This window comes from Bacteroidota bacterium, from assembly GCA_018816945.1.
Classification (GTDB): domain Bacteria; phylum Bacteroidota; class Bacteroidia; order Bacteroidales.
Genome location: JAHIVC010000030.1, coordinates 1 through 20,645, shown reverse-complemented (window position 1 = coordinate 20,645; position 20,645 = coordinate 1). Strand labels below are relative to the sequence as shown.

The 20,645-nt window shown below is 33.3% G+C and carries 18 protein-coding genes; all 18 read left to right on the top strand.

All coding sequences use genetic code 11. The annotated features are described in order from the left end of the window. The first annotated feature begins 2 nt into the window (after positions 1-2). The 18 genes from KKG99_05990 (at position 3) to KKG99_05905 (ending at position 20,249) form a co-directional block, all read left to right on the top strand. Positions 3-1,844 carry a hypothetical protein gene (locus tag KKG99_05990; protein ID MBU1012536.1) on the top strand — a complete coding sequence of 614 codons (1,842 nt, stop codon included), beginning with the start codon at positions 3-5 and terminating at the stop codon, positions 1,842-1,844. Positions 1,845-1,897: 53 nt separating this feature from the next. Further along, positions 1,898-2,941, top strand: coding sequence for an FkbM family methyltransferase (locus tag KKG99_05985; protein MBU1012535.1), 1,044 nt, complete (start codon positions 1,898-1,900; stop codon positions 2,939-2,941). A 4-nt stretch (positions 2,942-2,945) separates the two neighbouring features. Further along, positions 2,946-4,127, top strand: a complete 1,182-nt coding sequence (locus KKG99_05980; protein MBU1012534.1) for a glycosyltransferase family 4 protein — start codon at positions 2,946-2,948, stop codon at positions 4,125-4,127. An 11-nt stretch (positions 4,128-4,138) separates the two neighbouring features. Beyond that, entirely contained in the window at positions 4,139-5,194 is a 1,056-nt protein-coding gene (locus KKG99_05975) for a class I SAM-dependent methyltransferase (GenBank protein MBU1012533.1), read from the top strand. A gap of 73 nt (positions 5,195-5,267) precedes the next feature. Next, positions 5,268-5,993 (top strand): hypothetical protein, encoded by a 726-nt coding sequence (locus tag KKG99_05970; protein ID MBU1012532.1) that lies wholly within the window; start codon positions 5,268-5,270, stop codon positions 5,991-5,993. Then, on the top strand, positions 5,990-7,003 hold the full coding sequence (locus KKG99_05965) for a glycosyltransferase (GenBank protein MBU1012531.1): 1,014 nt from the start codon (positions 5,990-5,992) through the stop codon (positions 7,001-7,003). The genes KKG99_05970 and KKG99_05965 overlap by 4 nt, the downstream gene beginning before the upstream one ends. 2 nt (positions 7,004-7,005) lie before the next feature. Beyond that, positions 7,006-7,908: an NAD(P)-dependent oxidoreductase gene (locus KKG99_05960; GenBank protein ID MBU1012530.1), complete on the top strand. Its 903-nt coding sequence runs from the start codon at positions 7,006-7,008 to the stop codon at positions 7,906-7,908. 697 nt (positions 7,909-8,605) lie between these two features. Further along, a complete protein-coding gene (locus tag KKG99_05955) occupies positions 8,606-9,331 on the top strand; it encodes a hypothetical protein (protein ID MBU1012529.1) in 726 nt (241 codons plus the stop codon). A gap of 73 nt (positions 9,332-9,404) precedes the next feature. Beyond that, complete coding sequence (locus KKG99_05950) at positions 9,405-10,835, top strand: O-antigen ligase family protein (GenBank protein ID MBU1012528.1); 1,431 nt, start codon at positions 9,405-9,407, stop codon at positions 10,833-10,835. A gap of 20 nt (positions 10,836-10,855) precedes the next feature. Next, positions 10,856-12,040: a glycosyltransferase family 4 protein gene (locus tag KKG99_05945; protein MBU1012527.1), complete on the top strand. Its 1,185-nt coding sequence runs from the start codon at positions 10,856-10,858 to the stop codon at positions 12,038-12,040. A gap of 87 nt (positions 12,041-12,127) precedes the next feature. Continuing rightward, positions 12,128-12,856, top strand: coding sequence for a WecB/TagA/CpsF family glycosyltransferase (locus tag KKG99_05940; GenBank protein ID MBU1012526.1), 729 nt, complete (start codon positions 12,128-12,130; stop codon positions 12,854-12,856). Positions 12,857-13,057: 201 nt separating this feature from the next. Further along, positions 13,058-14,278 (top strand): polysaccharide biosynthesis protein, encoded by a 1,221-nt coding sequence (locus KKG99_05935; GenBank protein MBU1012525.1) that lies wholly within the window; start codon positions 13,058-13,060, stop codon positions 14,276-14,278. A 743-nt stretch (positions 14,279-15,021) separates the two neighbouring features. Then, positions 15,022-15,984: an NAD-dependent epimerase/dehydratase family protein gene (locus tag KKG99_05930; GenBank protein ID MBU1012524.1), complete on the top strand. Its 963-nt coding sequence runs from the start codon at positions 15,022-15,024 to the stop codon at positions 15,982-15,984. Beyond that, entirely contained in the window at positions 15,981-16,535 is a 555-nt protein-coding gene (locus KKG99_05925) for a sugar transferase (GenBank protein MBU1012523.1), read from the top strand. Before KKG99_05930 ends, KKG99_05925 begins: the two co-directional genes overlap by 4 nt. Before the next feature lie 212 nt (positions 16,536-16,747). Continuing rightward, the gene (locus KKG99_05920) at positions 16,748-17,956 is read left to right on the top strand and encodes an ATP-binding protein (protein ID MBU1012522.1); all 1,209 of its coding nucleotides are present in this window, start codon (positions 16,748-16,750) and stop codon (positions 17,954-17,956) included. A 235-nt stretch (positions 17,957-18,191) separates the two neighbouring features. After that, a complete protein-coding gene (locus tag KKG99_05915; GenBank protein ID MBU1012521.1) occupies positions 18,192-18,581 on the top strand; it encodes a four helix bundle protein in 390 nt (129 codons plus the stop codon). A 266-nt stretch (positions 18,582-18,847) separates the two neighbouring features. Further along, entirely contained in the window at positions 18,848-19,174 is a 327-nt protein-coding gene (locus tag KKG99_05910; protein ID MBU1012520.1) for a helix-turn-helix transcriptional regulator, read from the top strand. Next, positions 19,149-20,249 (top strand): type II toxin-antitoxin system HipA family toxin, encoded by a 1,101-nt coding sequence (locus tag KKG99_05905; GenBank protein ID MBU1012519.1) that lies wholly within the window; start codon positions 19,149-19,151, stop codon positions 20,247-20,249. The genes KKG99_05910 and KKG99_05905 overlap by 26 nt, the downstream gene beginning before the upstream one ends. Positions 20,250-20,645: the final 396 nt, after the last annotated feature.

Here is a 20,645-nt window from a genome sequence, read left to right as displayed (position 1 = left end):
TAATGAATGTTTTTCTAATAGAGAACGATAAAAGTGTTATAGCTAAGCTACTACACAACAATGATGTTGTTATTTGTTTTAATTATCTCCCATACTTATCTTTGAGTAAGAGCGAGCAATGTAAAGAAGTCTTTTTCATTGATGATCTATTTTCAGGTAAAGATTTCTCAAATCTACAAGAAATTACAGATGAGTTTACTTCTTATTGGTATAATAAACCCGAAGGTGATATTTCACAGTATAATGGTTTTTCTTTTGGGGAGATATCACGTATCTTGATTAATAAAAGTTATTTATTAAATATCTTGGTTAAATACGGAGAGGTTATACGCTGGGCGGTATCTCAATTCAAACCGGAACATGTATTTTGTGACTTTTCAGATAATGAAAACACTTTTTACAAGAATGGTAATGATGTGGAACGAATCTTTAGCAAAGTTGAACTTGCAGAATTGGTTTGCAAACAGCTAGATATTACCTTAACCTTTATTCCTTGCAATCAGGTTATTCCCTCTGGGATAATTGCAAATCAAAAATTACAAATAAAATCAAAAACTTCTGTAAAAAGAATAATCCAACAATTAATTCGAAAAATTTTGATAACCTTTTTAGAATATACCATCAATAAAATAAATATTTTACGACATCGTGGCAAAACTAGAATCTTTATTAATAATTATCCAAACCTAATATCACTAATTGAAAATCAAAAGGCTCACCTATTTATACCCAATCTGTATGTAAAAAAATTGATTAATCATTTTCACACGTCTTTTATAAATCTTGAAACGACCAAGACTCCTCTTTCTAAATTTGATGATCAATTTTTAACTGCCTTAAGTGCAAGAATTAAAAACAAATCAAACAATTCATATTGCTATCATGGTATTGACTATTCTCCTTTCTATCAGCGTGTTGCTATACAACTAACAAGTAATGAGATTCCTAATTTGCTGTTATCACGTAATAAATTAGAATGGGCATTAATTAAAAATAAAATTAAAATAATGATAGACATTGAGTCTGAAGGTGAAAATGCACAACTTAGAAAGGATATCTGCAAAAGAAATGATATTTTATATGCTTTTGTTGATCATGGAATTCAGGGTTTTCGTGCGAGTAGCTCAATAGCACAAATACCTGATTATGATATCCGTTTTTTAGCAGGATCATATGATCCCTACAATAAAAATGACATTCATTGCGTTACTGGTTCTCCTTGTATCGATCCTTATTTCAAAACTTCCAAAAAGGAGATTAAAAAAATTCATAGGGTATTGTTTCTCTCATTTGAAGATAACCATTTTGCCCGCATGGATCGTTTTGCATTTCGCGAAAAATATTTAGCAGAAATCATCCCCTTATTCCCACAATTAGCTAAGAAAGGTATTGAAGTTTATTTTAGACCTCACAATGAATCCGCTGAATATTTCAAATACATATTTGAATTTGTGGGAGTTAAAGAAAATAGCCTAAAATTCAATAGCTTCTTTTCAATCCCTTTCTCTGAAATTATTGGTACTATGGATTTGTTGGTTTGTAATGTCTCATCTTGTTTTTTTGAAGCCCAGGCAGCCGGAATTCCAACAATATTCTTTGAACCAAATTTAATAGAGGGTTCATTATGTTTACCATATTCTGGATTAAACTGGGACGAGGTTATAAGGCTTAGCAAAGGTGAAGAGCTATTGGATATAGTTCTTCGCAATATTAATGACGCCTCTGAATTAACAGGTTTTTTAACCAATTTTTTAGAAAAATATGGCAATAAGTATATTGGTCAAATAGACGGTAAATCAGGTGAGCGAATTGTAGATTTCCTTATTGAACAAGCAAAAAAATAATTATTAAGTTAATATCTTTAAAATAGTACATTCCAAAATTTTTAAGGTGCTAGATGAAAAAATTACTAAAATCATTGCCATTCCCTAAAAGTGAAAAAATCACGCTGATTGATATTGGTGCTAGATGGGGTGTAAACCCACCTTGGGATGGAGTTGATAGCGAATTTATAATCTATTATGGTTTTGAGCCAGATAAAGAAGAGTGTGCCTTATTAAATAAAAACACTACTAAAAATATTACCTACTTCCCAATTGCCATATCTGATATTGAAGGTGAGTCTAGCTTATATTTAACAAATGAGCCAGGATGTTCTTCAATCCTTTGTCCCAACAATGAGTTTCTTTCAAAATTCTATTTATCTGAGAGGTGGGAAGTCGAAAAGCAAATAAAAATTCAAACGATTCCCTTAAAGAAAATATTAGTTACCAATAATATTTTACCTGACATTGTAAAAATTGATGTTCAAGGATTGGCTTTTCAGGTATTAATAGGAATGGGCAATGAATTTATTTCTGATAGTTTGTTTTTTGAGATTGAAGTTGAATACAATGAGATGTATAAGGGGGAACATTTTTTTCCGGAAATTTATAACCTAATGTATGAAAATGGCTTTGTATTAATAGATGTATGTAATTATTATGCAAAACAGAAAAACTTACCTATATCCAACTCAACCCGAGGTCAAATAATGTTCGCAGACACATTTTTTATCATTTCTATTGATCATTTTTATAATAAAAAATTAGAAGATCAAATTAAGCATACAAAGATTTGGAAAATTGTATTGATTTTGTGCGCCTATGGACAATTTGATTTGGCTTTGGAATTTGCATTGCATCCGGATTCGAATTTGAGCTCAGAAGAAAAAAAAACAATAAAGGATTGTATTTATAAATACACGAAGTTAGGTTCTATAAGAGTTTTTCTTTTTAACAATGTTTTTTTTGAGAAATTGGGTTATTTAATTTCTTTAACAGGAAACTTCTTTCAAATTAAAAGTCGTCTTTTTGGATGGTTTTCTGATAATAACTCCATAACTACGAGATATAAAAAACGATTTAAGTTTTTGTTATTTAATACAATATTTAGAAAATAATCTTATGAAAATTGCAATATATTTAGATTCTAAAGAACATGGCGGTGTTGACACTCATCTATTATGTTTACTCCAAAACTGGCCAGATAAAGAGGACCAATTTATTCTTTTTTACAATCATGATAATGATGGGGTTAAAAAAAACATTGTGTATTTAAAAAGAATTCAAAACTTAAAGTTGGTTCAATATAAACGATTTAATTGGGACAGATTTTATTTATTTTCTTTCTTTTTTGCTTGGCTCATTTTTTTCTATGAGTTTATAAGAGGGGTTTTTTTATTAAAAATTCATGGGGAATTCGATGTCTTAATATCTGATAATGGTGGATTTCCTGGTGCCAGGAGCTGTACTACAATTATTTTTAGCTCAACTTTTTTAAAAATCCCTAAACGTGTTTTGCTGATCCATCATGCAGCGATGCCGAGAATTCCAATATTTATATTGTTGGACTCTATTAAAATTATTGGATTACAAAAATGTGCCACTGATTTGGTAACTGTTTCTTTGGCTACAAGAACCACCCTGGTGGAAAGAAGACATTTCAATACCATGATAAATCCGATACGTGTAATACCCAACGGCATTAATTTAATAAACGGTTTAGGGCTTGCTGATATTAATTTAAGAGAAAGATATAACATAACAAAGGATGAGTTTATTCTTGGAATTATTAGCAGAGTCGAAAGGTACAAAGGGCAGGAAGATATAATCATTGCCCTATCCCGTTTACCGAAAGAAATAAAGATAAAATTTAAAGTCTTAATTGTTGGCGGAGGTAATAAGAAAGAGATTTTTAGACTTAAGTCTCTGGTTAAAAAATATGATTTGCAAGATCGGGTTATTTTTACTGGATTTATTGAAAACAAATCGGATGAAATAATAAATTGCTTTGATGTCTTATTAATGTTGACAAAAGATTTTGAAGCGTTTAACTATACAATTGCTGAAGCGATGAGTATAGGGATTCCTACTATTATTACTAATGTTGGAGCTATTCCTGAGTATTATAATTCTGACATCGCCAGAATAATTTCACCAGAATCTCCAGATATGATTTGTGAGGCCATTATTGATTTCTATAATAATCCCACAAAATATTCTAAAATGGCATATAAAGCAAAAGAACATATCCAAAAATTCAATGCTCTAAAAATGGCATATAATTTCCACGATTTAATATCATAAATCATTTAAATATGAATGAATTAAGAGATATGTTGATGTCAAAATTCGACTATTATAATGCAATTTATCACCAATCATCTACTGAAGGGTATTGGAGTAATTTTTCTCAAAAAGATCAAGAAACTCTATTCTTAAGTTTAGAGACTAAATCAACAAAAGAAGCAATAGAAGAGAATTTTTCTCAGTATTATAATATGATATTTGATCAGACAAGAGCTGTTGGGTTGCAGCTTCTTGAGATACAAAAAAATGAAATAGGAATTGATTATGGGTGTATGTGGGGAAATCTAATGCTGGTTGCAGCTCGTCAATGTAAGGCGATGCTGGGTGTTGATCAAACAATTGATTCATTAAAGTTTTTGAAGAAAAGAATAGAAGAGGAAAAAATAAATAATTGTTATTTGTTGAATGCAAACTTGAGAAATGGATTGAATATTGAAGGAGTATTTGATTTTTCAATTGTCAACGGGGTCTTGGAATGGATACCTCAACAGGAAGCAGTCGACCTAAAAGATCATTTCAAAAAGAAAAGAATAAAATTTGTTACTCCTGAAACAAATCCCCGATTAGAGCAATTGGCATTTTTAAAAAATGTGAATAAAACCCTAAAAAGTAATGGCAGGCTTTACTTGGCTATAGAAAACAGATACGATTATAAACATTTTTTATGGAAAAGAGATCCGCATTCAAATCTTTATTTTACTACTATTTTGCCAAGATTTTTTGCGAATATTATTTCAAATATTTGGTACGGTCGGCCATATGTCAATTATATATATTCAATTAAAGAATTAAAAAAATTGTTGAGTGAGGCGGGGTTTGATCGATACAAGTTTTCTGTCGCTTTCCCTGATTACCATTTCCCTCTTAAAATTATTCCGGCTGAAAAAAAATATTTTGACCACTTTAAAACAGTTTTTTATTGGAAAAAGAGAACTGACTTATGGGCAAAAATTGTTTTTAAAATAATAAAAATAATGGATTTTATAATATTTAAAAAATTAAAAATCTTCTCATTGGCACCCGCATTTATCATAATTGCCTATAAAAAAAACAGTAATAGTTAAAGATTCAGAGATCTTTAATAATTGGTTTCACATTTATTGTTAGTACTGTGTTAAGTCCAATAAAATCACAAGCATGAATTACGAATTAGTAAATGTTAATCATCATAACAATGGTATCGCTATTTTCAGATGCTTTGACACATCCATTAAATACTATTTAAAGGTTGCGGTATCTGAAATTGGGAACACTTTCATAAAGAATGAATTGAATGGGTATGAATGGTATTATTCTAGAAATGGGTGGGTTAATAACATTTCTTTTGACAATGATTATTATTGCAAAATAAAAATTCCGTATTATAATGGATGGAATAAAAAATCAGAAAGTGGCATCAAAGGAAATGAAGGAATTTTTGAAAGTGTTATTGACCTTTACAAGAATTTATGGAAGATGGAAGAAGGTAGAATTGCCATTCATGGGGATTTGGTTATAAGTAACATAATAATTAATAGAGGAGTTATTTATTTAATTGATTGGGAGCATTTCCATAAATCCGAAGCAGAGTATTGGGGCTATGATATTATCCATATGTTATTCATTGCAATTTATTATAATAGAGGTCACCTTAGATCCGGTCAGAAAGAATTTTTAAAAAATTCCTACAAATCCCTTTGCGATAAAGTTCCATTGTCAAGCAAGTTTTTGGAAAAACCATTTCAAAATTCTCAACAATACCTGTTGGAAAATGCAAAGTTATTTTCTCCCCATCAAAATCTGCATAATAAGTTCATTCTTTTACAAATTAAAAGGAGTGACCTTGAATTACTCGATTTAATGATTACAAAAAATAGTATATGAGTAATCCCAAAGTGTCTGTTATAATGTCTGTTTACAACGCTGAAAAGTTTATTTGTAAGACCCTGGACAGTATTTTAAATCAAAAATTTATTGATTTTGAATTTTTAATTATCGATGATTGTAGTAATGATAAATCCCATAAAATTATTTCAAGCTACAAAGATGGCCGTATAAAAGTTTTTAAAAATAAAATTAACCAAGGGTATGTTCATTCTCTCAATCAATTAATTACACATTCAAAAGGAGAATACATCGCAAGACAGGATCATGATGACATATCACTGCCTGATAGATTGATGTTGCAGGTTCGGTATATGGAAAACAATTTAGATGTCGGAATTTGTGGTACAAATGCAATATTTTTCGGCAAGAAACATTGGCATACTTCTATGCCATTAAATGATCAGGATATAAGGGCAAATATGATTATTCGAAATCCTTTCATTCATTCATCTGTCATGATTAGGAGGAGTTTGCTTTTAGAAGATAATAGTATGAAATATGACTTGTCTTATTATCCTGCAGAAGATTATTATCTGTGGTTTAAAATTTCAACAAAAGCCAAATTGGCAAATTTGCCTAATGCTTTACTCTTAATTCGATGGCATAACAGTAATGTTAGTCATTTGAATGAAAATATTCAAAATGAAATATTTAAAAAAATAAGACATAAGATAGTAGAGCAGGCATTTTCAATTGAATTGAGCGAAGAAGAAAAAAGCATTCATAATTTACTCCCCATTACGAAAAATATTAGCTTGTTTGATATTCACGCCATAGAAAAATGGTACCTAAAGCTTCTAATGATTAACAGGAGGGAAAAAAGTCTTTCTGAAAATAGCCTTCGTAAAGTAATTTTAATATACTGGATAATTGTGTGCTTTCATAAAAATAATATTCCTCTCAAAAAAAGAATCTTAATTTTTTTCAACTCAAAAATATTCAATATACAATTATTAATGAATCTTTTTTCATTTCAGAATTTTAAAAATCTAATCTATAAATACTAATGGTGAAGAAAAAAATATTTATTACAGGATGTGGCGGAATGCTTGGAGAAGCTTTTTATAGGGAATATAATAACGAATATGATTTGAAATGCACAGATAAAGATGTAAATTCAGTATGGTTAAATTTTCTGGATTTTCGGGATTCAGATGAATACATGAAACAAGTAATCGAATTTAAACCCGACTATCTTTTTCATTTAGGAGCCTACACAGACCTGGAATTCTGTGAGCAGAATGAAGATGACACCTATGCGACGAATACTATATCGGTAGAAACTGCTGTAAACATTGCAAATAAATTAAATATTCCATTGCTTTACATCTCTTCAGCAGGTATTTTTGATGGTAAGAAGGCATTGTATGATGATTGGGATCAACCTAATCCATTAGGTGTTTATGCTAGATCTAAATATATGGGTGAACGATTTGTAGTTGAAAATGCAAAACGCTATTTGGTTTGTCGAGCAGGTTGGATGATGGGTGCAGGACCAACAAAAGACAAAAAATTCATTCAAAAAATCATGGAGCAATTAAAGAATGGCAGAAAAGAATTATTTATTGTAGATGACAAGGACGGGACCCCGACTTATACTTACGATTTTGCAAGAAATGTAAAGACATTGATAGAAAAGGAATATTGGGGCTTATACAACATGGTTTGTGAAGGTCAAACAACGCGTATAGAGGTTGCAACAGAATTATTAAAAATATTGGATCTCAGTCGGGAAATAAAACTAATACCTGTTTCATCAGATTATTTTAAGGATACCTATTATGCGCCTAGACCATTATCAGAAAGATTAGTTTCAAGAAAACTTAATATTCGTAATCTTAATTTGATGTGTAACTGGAGGATTTCACTGAGAGACTATATTGATAATCATTATTCAGATTATTTAATTTAGAAAATGTTATCCAACAACTATTCAACTAGATGAATAAGAAAAAAAATTCTAGTATCAAAGATCAAAAAAAAATTGGGTAAAGAAGGGGATAAATATGATTATCGGAATAAAGAAAGAGATGAGTTATGCAAGATCAGAGACGATAAATTTCTATACATTCTAAAAGTCTATTGATTTTTCTCCTAATTTTTCATAAAAAATCCTTACTTATACAATGAAAATGTATTTAGTTATAAGTTGAATGATTCAAAAATGTTTTCATGAAATCCCGCTCATACTTAAACTATCAGTATTGTAATTAACACCATTGGTTCTAGAAGAAATGTCTCTCCAGAAGATAAAGAGTAGTTCGTTATATTAAAGAAACATAAACTGGATACATATTTTAGAACCATGCAAGCATAAAGAAATAAAAACATAATAGTTGCATCACTAAAGAACATCTTGAAGAGCCTTAGATATTAAAAAAGCAGGGGATACTTTTTATATTTTGTAAATTAGTGTGTTTGGAAAGATTTAAGATTACAACTAAAAATATCATTTATTCAATTAAGTACAAAAAGCATAATGAAGAGATACAAATCATTTATTTCGCTTATAAATCGACTAAAAACAATGTTTAATCATATCGAGCAGTTAAAGGAAATTGCTTGTATTAATTATATTGACGATTTTTTTAAGTGACTTAAGGATATCGATGCCAAATTCACTTCTTCACTATGGTTACTCTGTTTACTCTCAAAATGACGAGGATGGCATCATTCAAATTATTTTTAAGAAAATCGGTAAAGAAAAAGTTAATTTTATCGAGTTTGGAGTCGAAACTAATGAGAATAACACCAGCCTCCTTTTATTAAAGGGTAGTAGGGGTGTTTGGATTGACAAAGCCATAACTGCATTTAAAAGAAAGTATTGTCAAGAACCTAGATCAAACTTAATGATTTTAGATGAATATGTAACAAAAGATAATACCCATGAACTAATTAAAAAGAGTTTAGAATTCTTGCAAATCGATAAACAAGGTTTAGATTTTTTATCAATTGATTTAGATGGTAATGATTATCATATTTTATGTGAAATAATCAACTTAGGAGTAAATCCCTCCTTAATTTGTGTTGAATATAATGCAAAATTTCCATTGCCTTTGGAAATTATTGTTAAATATAATGAAATCCATTTCTGGAAGGGAGATGACTATTTTGGTACCAGCCTTCAATCGTATATTAACTTATTAAAAAACAGCTATACCCTATTATGTTGTAATTCAAATGGGGTAAACGCTTTTTTTATTCGTAATGATTTAACCAAGTTTTTTGATATTTATAATCCTCATGAACTTTATATGAAACCAAGGTATTTCTTAAGTCCATATTACAAGGGCCACCAATCATCAACACATTTTATAGAAGATATTTTAGAATAGCAACAAGTAATACTCATTATAACTTCATTTCATACACGTTTTCAAGGTTTTATCAGACATTTTTTCTAATAATATGAAGCTATTTAGTATCTTTTTAGCATTGGTATCTTTATCATCAGGTAATATACAATTTTTCGTTTTCTATTCATGTCTTTTATATCTATCTTACAATTATTATTTAAAAACATCGTCTATTATTCCATATATTTTTTTATTCTTAGTACCATACCCTATATCTTTCATTGGTCAGACTGTTTGGCTTGAAAAGGCCATTTATGTTTTTTCAATCTTTTCCCTGATGTATATGTCATTCAAAAAAAGAAACTCCTTTATCATTGTTAAGCCCTGGCAAAGGTATGTTCTGTTTGTCATTGTTGTTGTTACACTATTAATTTACTTACCAATTCCAATTGAGACGTATTTAAATTGGGGAATATTTACCGGACCGGAGGAGAATTATATTAGCAATCACAGAAATTCTCATATGCTTGGTTTTGCATTACCTATGATAATTGGCCCTGTGTTGTCAATAGCAGTAGTAAAATCATTTAGCTATAGAACTGATTTTGGGAATTTATATAAAATTCTTAAAGTATTTACATGGATAATTGTTGTTGGCTCACTCATCAGATACATTACGCAAATTGAGTTTATTCCGCAAGGTTATATCGCATCTATTCGTAATGATGGTTTTAGGCTAAGTGGATTCATGAATCCTGACTCAATAGGCTATGGCAAAACATTACTAATACCTTTAGCATTCATCTTTTCTTATCTAATTTCGAAACAAAAATCAGGTAGGGATGCATATCTTCTTTTTTTTATAATTATTTCTCTTTTTATAACTTTCAGTCGTATAATTGTGGCCTCTACAGTCATCGTTATGATTGTTATAGTATTGTATAATTTTAGAATTCGAATAATGCTAAAGGGGTCATTATTTTTATTTATTGTTATTTCATTCTTGATTTTTAGCGGTGCTGTTGATAAATTAGTCTTACGCAGTGTTTCTTCAGATAGTTCTTCTAGCTTGAATTTGTCAGGTCGGGATTTAATTTATACAACTGGAATTCCTATCGTTCTTGCTTCGCCTTACGTGGGACTAAGGCCCGGTGGATATGTTTCGATGCTAATCGAAGGCGTTTCATATTCTTATGAAGGCGGAAAATCAATAATGGTTGTTCAAAGTGCACATAGTTTTTATTTGGTGGTTGCCCTGGAATGGGGTATCCCTTTTTTAATCTTTCTTGTAGGAGTGATGATTCATTGTATATATCTTTTACACAAAACTATTCATTTGACAAATAAATATATTCATCTTAAAGATTATCAACAGATAAGAACATGGTCTGTTGCCTTAATGGGTCTTATAGTTGGGTTTCTTTTACTAGGTATCACGGATTTTATTCCATATCCGGTTGTTTTTTTTCTTATTGGGCTTTCCTGGTCTTTAAATTTAATGGCCAAAAAATTAATTTCATCTCATTTAACACCAGTAGAATAAACCTTATTTAACCAAATTTTATGAGGATTCTACAAATTCACAATAAATACGGAAAATTCAGCGGCGAAGAATCCGTTCTTGAAGCAGAGAAATTACTGTTAGAAAAAAAAGGCAATGAAGTTCTGCTCTATTCTAGAAGCAGTGAAGAGATAGGTGGGTTCTGGGGAAAAGTTAATGCATTCGTTTCGGGGTTTTATAATTACAGATCTATTTTAGAAATTAAAAAACTTCTTTTAATTTTCAAACCTGATATTGTCCATATTCATAATCTCTATCCTTTTATTTCTCCAACAGTTCTATTAACTATTCAAAGACAAAACACACCCATAGTTATGACCGTTCATAATTATCGTTTAATTTGTCCTAATGGACTTTTTTTTACTAAGGGAAAAATCTGTGAGAGGTGTGCTGGTGGAAATGAATGGAACTGTATCATAAGAAATTGCGAAGGTTCATTTGCAAAAAGCTCGGGCTATGCATTACGCAATTTTTATGCCCGGAAAAGGCATTTTTTTTCTTCAAATATTTCCAGATTCATCTGTTTAACTAACTTTCAGAAAGAAAAACTTATTAAAAACGGTTTCGGTAAAAAGAAGATGACTGTTCTTTCAAATTTTTTAGATGCAAAGTTTAAAGAAGATTGTGTTATACCATCAAAAAGTTATATCGTCTTTTCAGGTCGTGTTAACAATCAAAAAGGGTTCGATTTAATTATTATGGCAATGGATTTTTTAGAGACAGAATATTCACAAAATAAAGTTCTTCCCATTTTGGTAGCCGGACAAATTGATTCAGCATTCATTAACCAGTTTAAAATTCCAGAAAGCATCCAACTTAAAGGAATAGTGCCCAAAAAAGAAATGGATAGTATTTATCATAATGCTCGATTCTTAGTTTTCACCAGTCGATCATATGAGGGTGCGCCTATGGTTTTTTTTGAAGCTATGAAACACCATTTGCCGGTCATTGCCCCCAGATTAGGGGCTTACTCTGAAATAATCGAAGATGGAGTAAACGGTTTGCTATTTAGTCCCGGTGATTATATAGATCTTGCCCATAAAATCAAAATCCTGTCTTTGAATAAGGATTTGTGTTTTCAACTTGGTGAAAACGGTTATCAGAAGCTTATAGAAAAATATTCTCCAGAAATTCATTATGACCAATTAATTTCTATATATAGACAGGTAATTAATGAAAATTCTTAGCAAGCCTGCACATTAATTTTCTGAATAAAAAATGTTATCATTTGAAAATTGTGAAGATGTCTTATTATATTTTTTTACCAAATTCTAATGCAAAAGTACTTTAACGTATTCTTAGAGTTTAACCATAGTGTGTTTTATGGATTTATTGAAGAGTCTATTAAAAATAGAAACAAAGGTTACGTTTGTGTCGTTGATGCCAATGTTTTAACAATGGCTCAGAAGAATTTATCTTATCAACAAATATTAAATAATTCCCTTATCAATACTTGTGATGGTAGTTCAATTGCCGTATTAGCAGGTTGGGCTCATCATCAAAAGTTTAAGGCGTTAAATGGTCCAGAAATTTTTGAGTATTATATTGAAAAAGATTTTAAACATTTACTTTTAGGAAGCACTCCTAAAATAACAGATCGGATAAAAGAAGTTTTAATATGCAAAAAAATGAATGCTTTAAATCTTCAAACTATTTCGTTACCCTTTGTACCTGTTGAATGTTTTGATTATCAGTCAATTGCCAACGAAATAAATAATATTGAACATGATATCATTTGGGTCTCGCTTGGTGCCCCAAAACAGGAAATCTTCATGTATAAACTTGTACCTTTGCTTAATCACGGTGTATTGTTTGGAATTGGAGCTGCTTTCAATTTTTACATTGGAGATTTGAATGTTCCGCGTTTTAAAATTGGAGGTTTGCGGTTTATTTGGCTAAATAGACTATTTAATGAACCCAAAAAATTAATTCGCAGACTATTATCCTATATCGTCTTAATCCCAGGTCTTTATCTTGAGGAAATTAAAAAAAATAATAAATAAATTAAAGATTTCTCGTTATTGAATATCCATATAACGGGGTTTTTTGAATTTTGGAGTGTAAGAATGGTAAGTCATCTTAATAAACTAAAAAACGAGAATCAAAAAAATGTCAATAAGAACAATTGACTGCATAAAAAATACCCTATAGTATGATTAAATTTAATCGTACCAAATTGGATTTTATATTAAAAACCCCAAAATATGCACTTCGAGTTTAACATTGAAGGTTTCATAAAAAAATTTGTAACTAACCGAAAGGACAGCTTGTTAAATGCTGATTTTTTGAAATATGATAAGGAGCTGAAAAATCGTATTAATAACAAATCAATATTAATTATTGGAGGTGCAGGATCTATTGGCTCCTCCTACATCAAAGCCATACTAAAATTCAAAATTAAAAAATTGGTAGTTGTTGATATTAATGAAAATGGGCTTACTGAATTAGTTCGGGATATACGTAGTTCAACAGGTTATAATATTCCGAATGAATTTATTACTTATCCGGTAAGTTTCGGTGATCAGGTATTTGAAAAAATTTTTATGCACCATGGACCATTCGAGATAGTGGCTAATTTTGCAGCTCATAAACACGTACGTAGTGAGAAAGATGTTTTTTCGATTCAGGCCATGATTGAAAATAATGTGTTTCGAGCCTGTAAACTACTGGATTTGTTATTAGAATTCCCACCCGAACACTTTTTCTGTGTATCAACAGATAAGGCAGCCAATCCAATAAATATTATGGGCGCCAGCAAGAAATTGATGGAAGAGTTAATAATGGCCTATTCCTCCAGAATTCATATCACAACAGCGCGCTTTGCCAATGTAGCATTCTCAACCGGAAGTCTTCCATTGGGTTTTTTGGAGCGCTTAAACAAAAAACAGCCTTGGTCCTGCCCGCTAGGAATTCGGCGTTTCTTTATTTCACCGGAAGAATCTGGGGAATTGTGTTTGATTACCACTGTCATGGGAGATTCCGGTGATATTTTCTTTCCAAAACTTAATGAAAAAAAGGACATGATGCTTTTCGATGTCATTGCAAAAAATTTATTACATGAATTGGGATATGAACCTGATATATGTCAATGTGAAGAGGAAGCAAGACAAAAAGCACTTTTATTGACACCTATGTCAAAATCATATCCAATTTATTTCTTTGGTTCTGATACTTCAGGAGAAAAAACATTTGAAGAATTTTATACTGAAAAGGAAATTTTAGACTTGGATTCATTTATAAACCTAGGTGTTATCAAAAATTCAAAAAAGCGAAGCATTCAGGAGATAAAAATTATTATTGATCAACTCATTACATTGTTTAATTCAAAGGATGTAACGAAAATATCTATTGTGAAAATTCTTAAGCAATACTTACCTAACTTTGATCATGTTGAGACAGGAAAAAACCTGGATCAAAAAATGTAATACTTATACTTTTAGCATATAGGTATAAGATACTTTTGGGTGGAATGAGTTGGAACAAATGCCATCTTGATCAAAAAAACAAAACAATACAGAAGCTTGTTTTGAAATGAATACCGGCCTAACGCAAAAAATACATGATTGGGTTTTAAAATCTGATGCAACTTTCAACCTTAGCCTTAATCTATCAAAAATCAACATTCATGAACATTCGGTTGACATTCAATGGTAATAAGTGCTGGTAAATTTGTGGATTCGTAAATTGGTGAATTGGTTGTTTCGTTTCAGGTTTCAGGTTCCAGATTCCAAGTTTCAGGACCCACTCACCTACTCAACTACTTAACCACTCCTCGAGTCGTTGAACTTTTTGTCCACCTCAGTCAGGTGCTGGGCGTTTTTCATTCATTCATAATAATGTATTATATTTAAATTTTAAAGAACGTATAATGTGATTACATACAAACTTTATGGAACGTAAGATAGAAAAGAAGCTTATTCAATCAGGATCTCATCCAAAAATTTTGATTTTGAAAACGGTATAAAATCAATACCTCACTATGCATGTTTCTGTATTCAATCACGGGTATGAAACCCCAAAGTCCCGAGAATTCGTGAGAAACTAATTCCGCAGCAGAGTTGAGGGGTATTACCCTCCGACTTCGTCGGGATTGTTCGTCTTGCAAATTTCAGTTCGCTTACTCCTGAAATTTGAGTCTCACGAATAAAATTATTGAATTACAATTATTATGAACTTACTCATCACAGGCATCCATGGTTTTGTTGGAAGCAACTTAGTTGCTGCTTTAAAAGCGCAACATACGATTTACGGATTAGACATTGTTTCGCCACAAAAAGAAGGTGTCGTAAGCTCTTTTGGGTGGAATGATTTGGAACAAATACCATCGGTGGATGCTGTTATTCATTTGGCCGGAAAAGCACACGATATCAGGAATACGGTATCGAAACAGGAATATTTTGACATCAACCTGGGGCTTACCCAAAAGATATTTGATTATTTTTTGCAATCTGATGCCCGCAAGTTTATTTTCTTTAGTTCTGTAAAAGCAGTTGCGGATCAGTTAGATGGGGATATCCTAACCGAAGATGTTGTCCCTTCTCCCAAAGGTCCTTATGGAGAAAGTAAGTTAGCGGCGGAAAACTACATTCTCAATTGTTTTCCATCTCCAAACTCCCAACTTCGAACTCCGAACTCCGAACTTCGCACTCTTTATATCCTCCGTCCTTGTATGATCCACGGTCCGGGAAATAAGGGGAACCTTAATTTACTTTACAAAATGGTTTCAAAAAGAATCCCGTGGCCTCTAGGTAAATTTGATAATCAACGATCATTTTGCAGCATCGATAATTTAAACATGATCATTAGGGAACTAATTCATCGCGACAACATCCCATCTGGGGTATATAATATTTGTGATGATGAGAGCATATCTACGAATGATATTATTCGATTAATTGCAGAATCTCAGAATCGGAAAGCCCTGATTTGGAATGTATCTCACAAGTTGATCAGAACAATTTCTAAAGTGGGTGATGTTTTCCACTTACCGTTGAATTCAGAACGACTTCAGAAGCTGACAGAGTCATATGTCGTGAGCAATGAGAAGATTATAAATACACTTGGTAAGCCACTACCCGTATCCAGCAAAGAGGGTCTGTTAAAAACATTTGAATCATTCAACAAACTATGACACGACTATTTGACATCGTTTTTTCATTCATCGGATTGCTGGTATTGAGCCCGATCATAATAGTATTAATTATCATTGGGTTTTTTGACACAGGATCTCCAATTTTTCGCCAGGAACGGGTAGGAAAGGGCAAGATGCCTTTTTACCTGACTAAATTCCGTTCCATGAATGTCAATGCCCAATCAGTGGCCACGCATCTGGCTGATGCTTCATTAATCACACCTTTTGGTGGTTTCTTGCGTAGGTCAAAGTTGGATGAATTACCTCAATTATGGAATGTGCTCCTTGGAGACATGAGTTTGGTGGGACCCCGTCCCAATTTGTTCAACCAGGAAGAATTGATTCAGGAAAGAGATTCCCGAGGCGTTTATTCAGTTCGCCCCGGAATTACAGGATTAGCTCAAATCAATAAAATTGACATGTCTACCCCACATTTACTGGCAGAAACAGATGCCAGGATGATTAAAGGGTTCAATACCGTGAGCTATTTCAAATTCATTTTCCTTACGGTATTCGGAAAGGGATTCGGGGATAGGATTAGAAAGAGTTAAGAGATGAGTTATGGGTTATGAGTTATGAGTTATGAGTTATGAGTTATGAGTTATGAGTTATGAGTTATGAGTTATGGGTTATGGGTTATGGGTTATGAGAGATGAGTGATGCCCGCCCGGTCCGAACGGAACGTTCGGGCGGGAGTGTTGACAAAAGATAGTTTTTGTTGTCAGCAAAAAATAGTTATCTTCGCTAACGAAAACCTTATTGTATGTTATCGAAACTTACCATAGAAAATATTGTTGATTCTCAAAAGGAGCGGCTTTTAAAAGTGAATACCGGATTGCCACGCAGTGTAACCGGTTTTCAAAACCTTTCTTCACACGCCTTTATTGTAACCGGTATAAGACGCTGCGGCAAAAGCACTTTGCTGCAACAGATGAACAGCAATATGGATAAAGCATCTATCTATCTTAATTTTGAAGATCCCCGTTTGTCGGGCTTTGATCTAAGTGACTTTAACCGTTTGCAGGAAATCGCTGAAAATAACAGTATTGAATCGTTTTTCTTCGATGAAATACAACTGGTTAAGCAATGGGAAAATTTTGTGCGTTTCCGGCTGGATGAAGGCTACCGGATTTATATCAGTGGTTCAAACGCAAATATGTTAAGCAAAGAATTGGGCACCAAATTAACCGGCAGGCACATCTCAAAAGAGCTTTTCCCTTTTTCATATCAGGAGTTTCTTTCATTTACCAATCAGCAGCCTGGTGATGAATCATCGAAAAACTACCTGAACAGTGGTGGTTTTCCGGAGTTTCTGAAAACCGGCCTTCCAGAAGTCCTGATGCAAACCTTCAACGATATTATCATCAGGGACATAGCCCTGAGGTACAATATTAAAAACACTACACTTTTGCAACAACTTGCCGTTTGGCTGGTATCAAACTGCTGTAAACTGTTTACCGGCAACAGTCTGCGAAAGCTATTTCAAATTGGCTCCTCAGCGAGCATCATGGAGTACCTGTCTTACTTTTCTGACGCATACCTGTTTTTCTTTATTCCACGTTTTAGCTATTCCGGTAAAGTACAGCTCGTAAATCCCAAAAAAATATATTGCATAGATAATGGGTTTATTAAAACCAATTCGGTGTCGTTTAGTGACGATAATGGCAGGTTATTCGAAAATATGGTTTTTCTGCACTTGCGAAGAACCGCTAAGGAGATCTACTATTTTTCAGAAAAAAATGAATGCGACTTTGTAATATTTGAAAAGAAAAAAGTTAAAACCCTGTGTCAGGTTTGCTGGCAACTCGATGAGGAAAACACAAATAGAGAATTGGCAGGTTTAACAGAGGCTATGGCGTATTTTGGTTTGAACGAGGGATTGATTATAACAGTGAATCAAACAGATACGTTTAGGCTTGATAAAAATACAATCAAGGTGTTGCCTTTTTTCGAATGGGCAAGATCTGTCTGATGGGTGAATATCGGAGGTCGGAGGTCAGAGGTCGGACCTCTGATCTCTGACCTCTGACCTCTGATCTCTGACCTCTGATCTCTGATCTCTGATCTCTGATCTCTGCTCTCTGACCTCTGATCCCAAAGAGAAACCCCGAATATTCAGGGTACGTGCTGCTGCGAGATAGAGGGAGTAGAAGGTCGGAAGCCGGAAGACGGAAGTTGGAAAGGGAAATTGGTTAAATTAAAATAGAATGAGAATTGATTCGGCAAAGGAACTTGAGGCTTATAAAAAGGCGTATTCTCTGGCTATGGAGATATTTGTACTTTCCAAAGCATTCCCACCGGAAGAAAAGTATGCGCTTACAAGTCAAATAAGAAGGTCGTCCAGATCAGTTTGTCTTAATCTTCGTGAGGCCTGGGCAAAAAGACGCTATGAAGCGCATTTCATCAGTAAATTAACCGATTGTGACGGAGAGAACAGTGAAACAAACTCATCCATCAATTTTGCATACGATTGTGGTTATATTACGCTAGAAGACAAAAAGAAATTAAATGAAAAAAATGAGTCGATTGGAAGAATGTTGGGCGCGATGTTAAATAATCCGAATCCTTTTTTAATCAAAAAATCATCCAAAACCTGACATCGGACATCAGAAGTCAGAAGTCGTACCTCTGACCTCTGACCTCTGATCTCTGATCTCTGATCTCTGATCTCAAAGAGAAACCCCGAATATTCAGGGTACGTGTTAGCTGCAAGAAACAAGTTCACGCCAAGACGCCCCCTCGCCTTGTTTCCCGGTTACTAAAATAAATACCTGCATAACAACTTATTCATTAACAATAATGATTACTTTTGTATTAGCTACTATTTTAGCTTCAATCAAGATAATTAACATTAATATCTAATATGATAGCCGATAATAATTTTACCCTTGATACTTTTAACCCGGTTTCCATCGTTAAAGGGATAGTGGTTCGGATGCGTGCTCGCCGGCTCGAACTCAACCTCACACAAAAAGGACTTGCAAGTAAAGCCGGTGTGAGTTTGGGGACACTCAAACGTTTTGAAAACAGTCATGAAATATCGCTTAAACACCTTTTAATGATTGCTGTAGTTATGGATGCCACCGAGGAATTTGCGCTGTTGTTTACCAAAAGGCAATACGAAAGCATCGAAGAAGTCTTGAAATTGTCAAACGTAAAAAAGCGTGAAAGAGGCAGACGGAATGATTGAGCATCATACTTCACTGAATGTTTACTATCAATCACAAAAGGTAGGAAGGTTGGCACTTGCCCCCGACAGGCGTTGTGTGTTTGAATACGAATCCGGATGGTTCAGTAATGGCTTTTCCATATCCCCCTTCTATCTGCCCCTGAAAAGTGGTGTTTTTACAGCCAGGTCAGAACCTTTCAATGGGCTGTTTGGTGTTTTTAATGACAGCCTTTCTGATGGCTGGGGTACACTGCTTACCGATCGATGGTTGAGTACCAAAGGGTATAATCCGTCCGAATTTACGGTCATTGATCGGCTCAGCCTCGTGGGCCATCATGGGATGGGAGCACTTTCATATCAACCGGCTCAGCATATTCCCGAAGACGAATCAAACCATCAGCTTGTTTACTATGCCAACGAGATTGCAAAAATTCTTCAGGCAGATGCTTCGGCTGCGTTGGAAGAAATTTTTGATAAAGCAGGTTCCTCGGGTGGCGCAAGGCCAAAAGTGCTTTTGAAGATTGACGGAACGGATTGGCTAATCAAATTTAAAGCAAGTACCGATCCACAAGAGGTAGGAATGATTGAATACCAGCATGCACAAATGGCCGGCAAATGTGGTATCGAAATGCCTGAAACCCGCTTGTTTGATGGAAAGTACTTTGGTGTGCAGCGATTCGACCGCATTGCCGGCACACGAATCCATGTGCATACCGCCTCAGGACTACTATACGCCAGTCACCGCTTACCGGCACTCGATTATACTGACCTCCTCAAAGCTACAATGGCCTTAACCAGAGATTTCAACGAAGTGGAAAAAATGTTCAGACTGATGGTATTTAATGTCGCAATTGGAAATAAAGATGACCATGCTAAAAACTTTTCCTTTACATACCATGCCAACACCTGGAAACTCTCTCCGGCTTATGACCTCTTGCCTTCCTCCGGATTCAATAATAACCACACAACAACCATCAATGGAAAAGGAAAGCCGGATATAAAAGATTGCATCCATGTAGCAAAACTTACGGCCTTTCCGGTGAAAACGGCAGAAAGAATTATTGATGAAGTGTTAACAGGTATAAAGAATTTTTAATGAACCACATCACCGGCTGGACAAAAATCAATGGCAGGGATGAAATATCCTAAGTCGACTAAGTAGCTATGAAAAAAGAATATCTTGATTACAAATCAATTTGGTTCGATCTTAAAATCATCAGCCTCACATTTATTTCGGTTCTTTCAGGTAAAGGGGTTAAACACTGATTGTGGAAATCAAGGCTACTTCATTTTTTGTTGTGCCACGATAAAATCCTTGTGCAACTTTGTGTTTTCTTTGTGTCACTTTGTGTAATAGCTATACCATTAAAAGCACAAAGAATTTACAAAAAATATTTAGGAAAAATACTTCGGGAAGCTGATAAAAAGAACGCAGTTATTCACAAAATAGTTTAATAAACAAAACGCAAAAGTTGCAATGAGTCAGCATTAT